The sequence below is a fragment of the Sphingopyxis sp. SCN 67-31 genome, from assembly GCF_001725095.1.
Window position 1 is genome coordinate 1 of sequence record NZ_MEFH01000157.1, and the last position, 6,702, is coordinate 6,702.

A 6,702-nucleotide genomic window follows, 5' to 3' on the forward strand; every position below is an offset into this window, starting at 1 on the left:
CTGTCGGCGCGCCAGTGCATGCTGACCTTGTCGTCCCAGGTGAAATCCTCCTGGTCGTGGCGCGACAGATTGGGGCGCGACACGCGTAGCCGCGCGCCCGATTCGAGTTCGATGTCGTAAAGGGTGATATCGCCGAGATAGCTCATGCCCTTGATCGTGCCGCGCGCAAAATTATGCCCCTCGGGGGCGTCCTGCGCCGCGGCGCGCACCGCTTTGCCTTCGCCCGGAACGTGCAGATAGATTTTCTCGGGCCGCAGCGCGACCCAGACGTCGGCGCCATGCGGGCCGGTCACGCCATGGTTCAGATAGACGCGCCCCAATCCGGGGCAATCGACCGCGGCGCGATCGGGTTCGTCGAGCGTCAGCTTGCCTTCGAAGATGTTCACCGAACCGACGAAATCGGCAACGAAGCGATTGGCGGGATATTCGTACAGGTCCGAAGGCCCGGCGAGCTGCGCCACGTCGCCCTTGTTGATCACCGCAATGCGGCTCGCCATCGACAGCGCTTCGTCCTGGTCGTGCGTCACGGTGACGAAGGTGATGCCGACCTGGTCCTGCAGGTCGGCGAGCTCGAACTGCATCTGCGCGCGCAATTTGGCGTCGAGCGCCGACAGCGGTTCGTCGAGGAGCAGCACCTTCGGCCGCATGATGAGGCTGCGCGCCAGCGCGACGCGCTGCCGCTGGCCGCCCGACATCTGGTCGGGCATGCGGTCTTCGAAGCCGCCGAGCTTTACCAGCTCGAGCGCTTCGGCAACGCGGTCCTTGACTTCGCCGCCGCGCACGCCCGCGATCTTGAGGCCGTAGGCGACATTGTCGGCGACGCTCATGTGCGGAAAGACGGCATAGCTCTGGAACACCATGTTCACCGGCCGCTTGTTCGGCGGGATACCGGCCATGTCCTGCCCGTCGATCAGGATATGGCCTTCGGTCGGCAATTCGAAGCCGGCGATCATGCGCAGCAGCGTCGTCTTGCCGCAGCCCGACGGGCCGAGCAGCACGAAGAACTCGCCCGCCATGATGTCGAGGCTGACGTTATCGACCGCGGTCACCTTGCCGAAGCGTTTGGAGACATTCTGGATCTGGATGATCGGCTTGGGCGCGTCGGTCATGGTCAGTGGGTTTCCGCAATGGCTTTGACGCCCTGAAGTTTCAGCGCGACGGCGGTGAGCAGGATGGTGAGGAGGATGAGCAGCGTCGATGCCGCGTTGACTTCGGGCGTCACCGAGAAGCGGACCATCGAATAGACCTTCACCGGGAAGGTGATCGTGTCGGGGCCGCTGGTGAAATAGGTGATGACGAAATCGTCGAGGCTGAGCGTGAAGGACAGCAGCGCGCCCGCGATCAGCGCCGGGCGCATGTGCGGGATCAGCACATCGCGGAACACCGCCCATTCGCCGGCGCCGAGATCCTTTGCCGCTTCCTCCTGCTCGCGGTTGAAGGTGGCGAGGCGCGATCGCACCACCATCGTCACGAACGGAAAGCAGAAGGTGATGTGGGCAATGATGATCGCGCCGAGATTGAAGGGCCAGATCAGGTCGGTCGGCCATTCGAGCCATTTGGCGAAAAAGATCAGGAAGGCGACGCCCATGCAGATTTCGGGAACGATGATCGGCAGCGAAATCGTTCCGTCGACCGCGCCCTTCAACGGGAAGCGGAAGCGCCAGAGCATCACCGCCGCGACCGCGCCGAGGATCAGGCTGATAAGCGTCGCGAGCGCCGCGATGGTGAGCGAGTTGACGAGCGCTTCGACCAGCACGTCGTTGCCCAGCGCCTTGTCATAATATTTGAAGGTGAAGCCGCGCCAGACGACGTTGCGCTTGCTGTCGTTGAAGCTGAAGATCATCAGCACGACCAGCGGAGCGTAGAGAAAGACCATGACCGCGCCGACCCACAGCCGCATCCACAGGGTGCGGCTATATTCCAGCGGCGCGCGCGGGGTGCGGGAAAAGATCGCCATCAGCGCGCCTCCGGCACCTTGCGCCGCATCGATTGCAACGCGATCAGGATGAACATCGCATAGATGAGGATGAAGGAGAGCGCGGCGCCGAACGGCCAGTCGTTCGCCTTCTTGAACTGCCGTTCGATCACGTTTGCGATCATCTGGCTGTCGGTCCCGCCCATCAGGTCCGGCGTGAGGTAGGCGCCGAGTGCTGGGATCAGCGTGATCATCACCCCGGCGACGATACCCGGCGCGGCGAGCGGCACGACGATGCGCATGATCGTGCGGAAATGCCCGGCGCCAAGGTCGAGGCTCGCCTCGATCAGGCTGCGGTCGAGCCGGTCAAGCGCGGCGTAGAGCGGCAGCACCATGAAGGGCAGATGGACATAGACCAGCCCGAAGACGACCGCGAAATTGTTGAAGAGCAGTTGCACCGGCTCCCATGTCGGAAGCGGCTGCATCCCGACAAGCGTCTTGAGCCAGCTCGCGCCGTCCCACAGCGCGCCGAGCCCCTTGTTGGCAAAGCCCTGGGTGCCGAGCAGCATCATCAGCGCATAGGTGCGGATCAGCAAATTGGTCCAGAAGGGCAGCATGATGCCGAGCAGCAGCCACGGCCGCCATTTCTCGCTCGCGAAGGTGATCGCCATCGCCACGGGAAAGCCCACGATCAGGCAGATCAGCGTAACGAGCGCTGCGACCGCGAAGCTTTTGCCGAAGATCGACAGATAGAGAAACTCGGTCGCGCGCTTGTAATTTTCGAGCGTTCCCGAAAATTCGATCTCGGTCAGGCCGCGGTTCTCGCCGAAGCTGTAGAACCAGACGATCGCCATCGGGATGACGAAGAACAGGAGGGTCCATAGCAGGGTCGGAACCGACACCGCCGCGAAGACCCGCTTGTTCGCTTTCCAGTCCTGCTCGGCCATCCCCCCGATGCCCCTTTCAGACCGTTACGACGCCCGCACCTTCGTAAAGGCTTCCTCGTAGAGCGGCTGAAGCTTTTCGTTGAACTTCGCATATTCGCACTTGGCGAGCACGTCCGCGGGCGGGAAGATGACCGGATTGTTCTTGTAGCTGTCGGGCATCAGCGCCTTGGCGGCGGCATTGGGGGTCGGGTAGAGGATCGTTTCGGTGATCTTCTTGTCGACCTCGGCATCGAGCATATAGTTGATGAAGGCGTGGGCGTTCTTCGGGTGCGGCGCGCCCTTCGGAATGCACAGCGTATCCGAATTGAGCTGGCTGCCTTCTTTCGGCACGACGAAATCGAGATCGGGATCCTCGGTCATCGCCTGTGCGATGTCGCCATTATATTCGAGCACGACATCGACGTCGCCCTTGAGCAGCAGATCCTGCCCGTCATCCTCGTGGAATTTCTTCACATAGGGCTTTTGCTTGATCATCATCGCCGAGATGGTCTGAATATCCTCCGGCGTCAGCGAATTGACCGATTTGCCGAGATATTTGCCATAGAGGCGGAACATGTCGCCGGCCTCCGACAGCCAGGCCATGCGGCCCTTATATTCGTCGCTGTCGAACAGGACCTTCCAGCTGTCGGGCGCGGTCTTCACCTTCGACTTGCGATAGCCGATACCCAGAACCAGCCAGGTGTAAGGCATCGAGAATTTGCGGCCCGGATCATAATCGACGTTCAGGAAGCTGGGGTCGATATTCTTCATGTTCGGGATCTGCGCATGATCGAGCGGCATCAGCATGTCGGCGCGCGCCATGCGTTCGACAAAGTCGTTCGACGGCACGATGACGTCATAGCCGGGATTGCCCGCCTTGAACTTCGCGAACAGCGTGTCGTTGCTGTCGAACAGGTCCATCGTGACATCGACGCCGGTCGACGCCTTGAAATCGTCGAGCGTCGTTTCGCCGATATAGGTGTCCCAGTTGTAGAAGTTGAGCTTGGCCTCTTCGCCGTTGGCAAGCTTCTTGTCGCTGCCCTTGCTGCACGCGGCGAGGCCGCCGAAGCTGATCCCGATTGCGGCGACGCCCATCGCCTGAAGCAGCGAGCGGCGATTGCGGCCCTGCGCGAGCAGTTCGTTCAAATCCATGGCTGGCCTCCCTGATTGTGACCGCAAGCTGACTCATTAATGTCGGCTTGAAAAGAGGCTTTTTTGCACCGCAACACGAATTCCTGATATTTTCGTGCGTCGTGACCCAGGCTGGTCGCTATGCGTTGCGCAGATACCAGTCGTAGTCGATCGTCGGCACCGTCCCGAAATAGCGATCCTGTTCGACCCGCTTCACGATGCTGAACATGTCGACGAAGCGGTCGCCGAGATAATCGCGCATCAGCGCCGAGGCGTGGAAGCGGTCGACCGCCGCGAACCAGTTCGACGGCGGCTTGTCGTCGCCCGAGGCGTCGCGATCATAGCCGTTGCCGACGACCGCCGGACCCGGGTCGGTCCGGCTTGTCATTCCGTGATGCATGCCGGCGAGCACGGCGGCTACCGCGAGATAGGGATTGGCATCGGCGCCGCAGGCGCGATGCTCGACATGCCGGCTTGGCGGCGGCCCGGCCGGGATGCGGAAGGACACGGTGCGATTGTTGACCCCCCACGTCGGCGCTACGGGGGCGTAGCTGTTCGCCTTGAACCGGCGATAGCTGTTGGCGTGCGGGGCAAAGAGCGCAAAGCCGTCGCCGACGCTGCCGATCATGCCGCCGATCGCGTGGCGCAGCGCATCGGTGCCCTCGGGATCGTCGCTCGCAAAGATATTGCCGCCCGCGCCATCGTTGACCGAGACGTGGATGTGCATCCCGCTGCCCGCCTGTTCGGCGAAAGGCTTGGCCATGAAGGTCGCCTCGAGCCCATGTTGCTGGGCGATCGCCTTGACCAGCCTTTTGTACATGATCGCGTCGTCGCAGGCGCGCAGCGCGTCCGGCTTGTGGCGCAGCGTCAGCTCGAACTGGCCCGGCGCAAATTCGCTGATCGCGCTTTCGAGCGGCAGGCCCTGCACGTCGGTCGCCGCATAGAGGGCGTCGAAGAAGGGACGAAAGTCGTCGAGTTCACGCAGGCCATAGACTTCGACATTGCGCGGCGTGTCGCGGCTGTAGCCGGGGCGGGCGGGGCGCACCGACCCGTCGCGCGCACGGCGCGGGTCGAGCAGGTAGAATTCCAGCTCGACTGCAAGCACCGGGGTCAGGCCGTCGGCGGTGTAGCGGTCGATCACGCGGCCGAGCACATGGCGGGGATCGAGGTCGTGCGGCGTGCCGTCGAGTTCATAGAAATCGACGAGGAACTGCGCGGCCTGATCGCCGCCCCACGGCGTGCGGACGAGGGTGCCGGGGATCGGCTTCATCGATCGGTCAGCGTCGCCATCTTCCCAGACCAAGCCTGTTTCGACGGTGTCCTGCCCAGTGATGTCGACGACGGTGATCGAGCCGGGGAACATGCGTCCGCTTTCATAGACAGCGAGCACTTCATGTTGGCGCAGCCGCTTGCCGCGCGGGACGCCGCCCATGTCGGTATAGATCATCTCGATCGAATCGATGTCGGGATTGGCCCGGAAGAATTCCTCGGCCTCCGACCGCGGCGCGATCACGCCCGACGACTTCGCCATTGCCCCACTACTCCTTCAGCGCCTTGATGCAGTCGGCGAAGCCGCCGACCAGCCGGTCGATCTGGTCGTCGCCGGTCACCGGGCTCACCAACATCATATTGTGAAATGGCGCCAGCAAAATTCCCCGGTTGGCGAGGAAAATGTGGATCGCGGCCTCCAGCGCGGGGTGCATCGCCGCCTTCGCCTCGCCGCCGCTGCGGGGCGGGACGGGACAGGTCAGAAACTCGACGCGGGCGCCGACCTGCGTGACGTGCCAGTCGAGCGACGCAGCGGCGATTTCGCGCTCCAGCCCCGTGACGAGCCGCGCGGCGCCGCGCAGCATGGCGTCATAGGCGGTGGGGGTGATGACCTCGCCGAGCATGACGTCCATCGCGGTGATCGCAAGCGCGTTGGCGGAGAGCGTCGTGCCGATGCCGCTATGCCCTGGCGGGCGCGCCCGGTTGAGCGCCGCCAAGCGATCCGAGACCGCGGCGCTGAAACCATAGACGGCGCAGGGCACGCCGCCGCCGATCGACTTTCCGACGACCATCAGATCGGCCATCGGGCCGTGGGTGCGGGCATGGCCGCCATAGCCCGACGAGATGCTGTGCGTTTCGTCGAAAACCAGCAGCGTGCCCGTCTCGTCGCACAGGCTGCGCAGCGTTTCGAGGAAGCCCGGCGCGTCCTGCACCATGCCGACATTGGTCATGACGGGTTCGGCGAGGACGCAGGCGATATCGCCGCCGCGCAGCGCGGCGGCAAGCGCGCGCGCGTCGTTGAATTCGATCACCGTTGTCGTGCCGCGAAGATCGTGGACCTGGCCGATCAGGCTGGCGCGCATCACCGGCGCGCCGTCTTTCAGATCGACGAACGCATCGTCGACCGCGCCATGATAAGCGCCGTTGAAGGTGAGGATTTTCGGCCGCCCGCTGATCCCGCGGCACCAGCGGATGACGGCGCGATTGGCTTCGCTTGCCGTCGTCGTCACCTGCCATTGCGGAAAGCCGAACATGGCCGAAAGCTTCGCCGACAGCGCGGCGCCGCGGTCGGTGGGCAGCATATAGCTCAGCCCCTCGAACGCCTGCTTCGCGAGCGCGGCGGCGAGCGCGGGCGGCGAATGTCCGAACAGGCTGGCCGTGTCGCCAAGGCAGAAATCGTCATAGGTCCGGCCATCGATGCTGGTCAGCGTCGCGTCCTTGGCCGAGGCGGCGACGATCGGG

Annotated in this window: 6 protein-coding genes; all 6 read right to left on the reverse strand. The window is 63.7% G+C overall.

The annotated features are described in order from the left end of the window. Window positions 1–1,109 (reverse strand): ABC transporter ATP-binding protein (locus ABS88_RS22400; protein ID WP_286750626.1); only part of this gene is annotated, 1,109 nt, incomplete at its 3' end. Between the two features lie 2 nt (window positions 1,110–1,111). Beyond that, the gene (locus ABS88_RS22405) at window positions 1,112–1,957 is read right to left on the reverse strand and encodes an ABC transporter permease (RefSeq protein WP_058813279.1); all 846 of its coding nucleotides are present in this window, start codon (window positions 1,955–1,957) and stop codon (window positions 1,112–1,114) included. Then, the gene (locus ABS88_RS22410; RefSeq protein ID WP_062766636.1) at window positions 1,957–2,862 is read right to left on the reverse strand and encodes an ABC transporter permease; all 906 of its coding nucleotides are present in this window, start codon (window positions 2,860–2,862) and stop codon (window positions 1,957–1,959) included. The genes ABS88_RS22405 and ABS88_RS22410 overlap by 1 nt, the downstream gene beginning before the upstream one ends. A 24-nt stretch (window positions 2,863–2,886) precedes the next feature. Further along, window positions 2,887–3,993, reverse strand: a complete 1,107-nt coding sequence (locus ABS88_RS22415; RefSeq protein ID WP_003044614.1) for an ABC transporter substrate-binding protein — start codon at window positions 3,991–3,993, stop codon at window positions 2,887–2,889. A gap of 118 nt (window positions 3,994–4,111) precedes the next feature. After that, entirely contained in the window at window positions 4,112–5,503 is a 1,392-nt protein-coding gene (locus tag ABS88_RS22420; RefSeq protein ID WP_186403084.1) for a glutamine synthetase family protein, read from the reverse strand. A gap of 7 nt (window positions 5,504–5,510) precedes the next feature. Continuing rightward, a partial coding sequence (locus tag ABS88_RS22425; protein WP_286750627.1) for a transaminase occupies window positions 5,511–6,702 on the reverse strand: 1,192 nt, incomplete at its 5' end.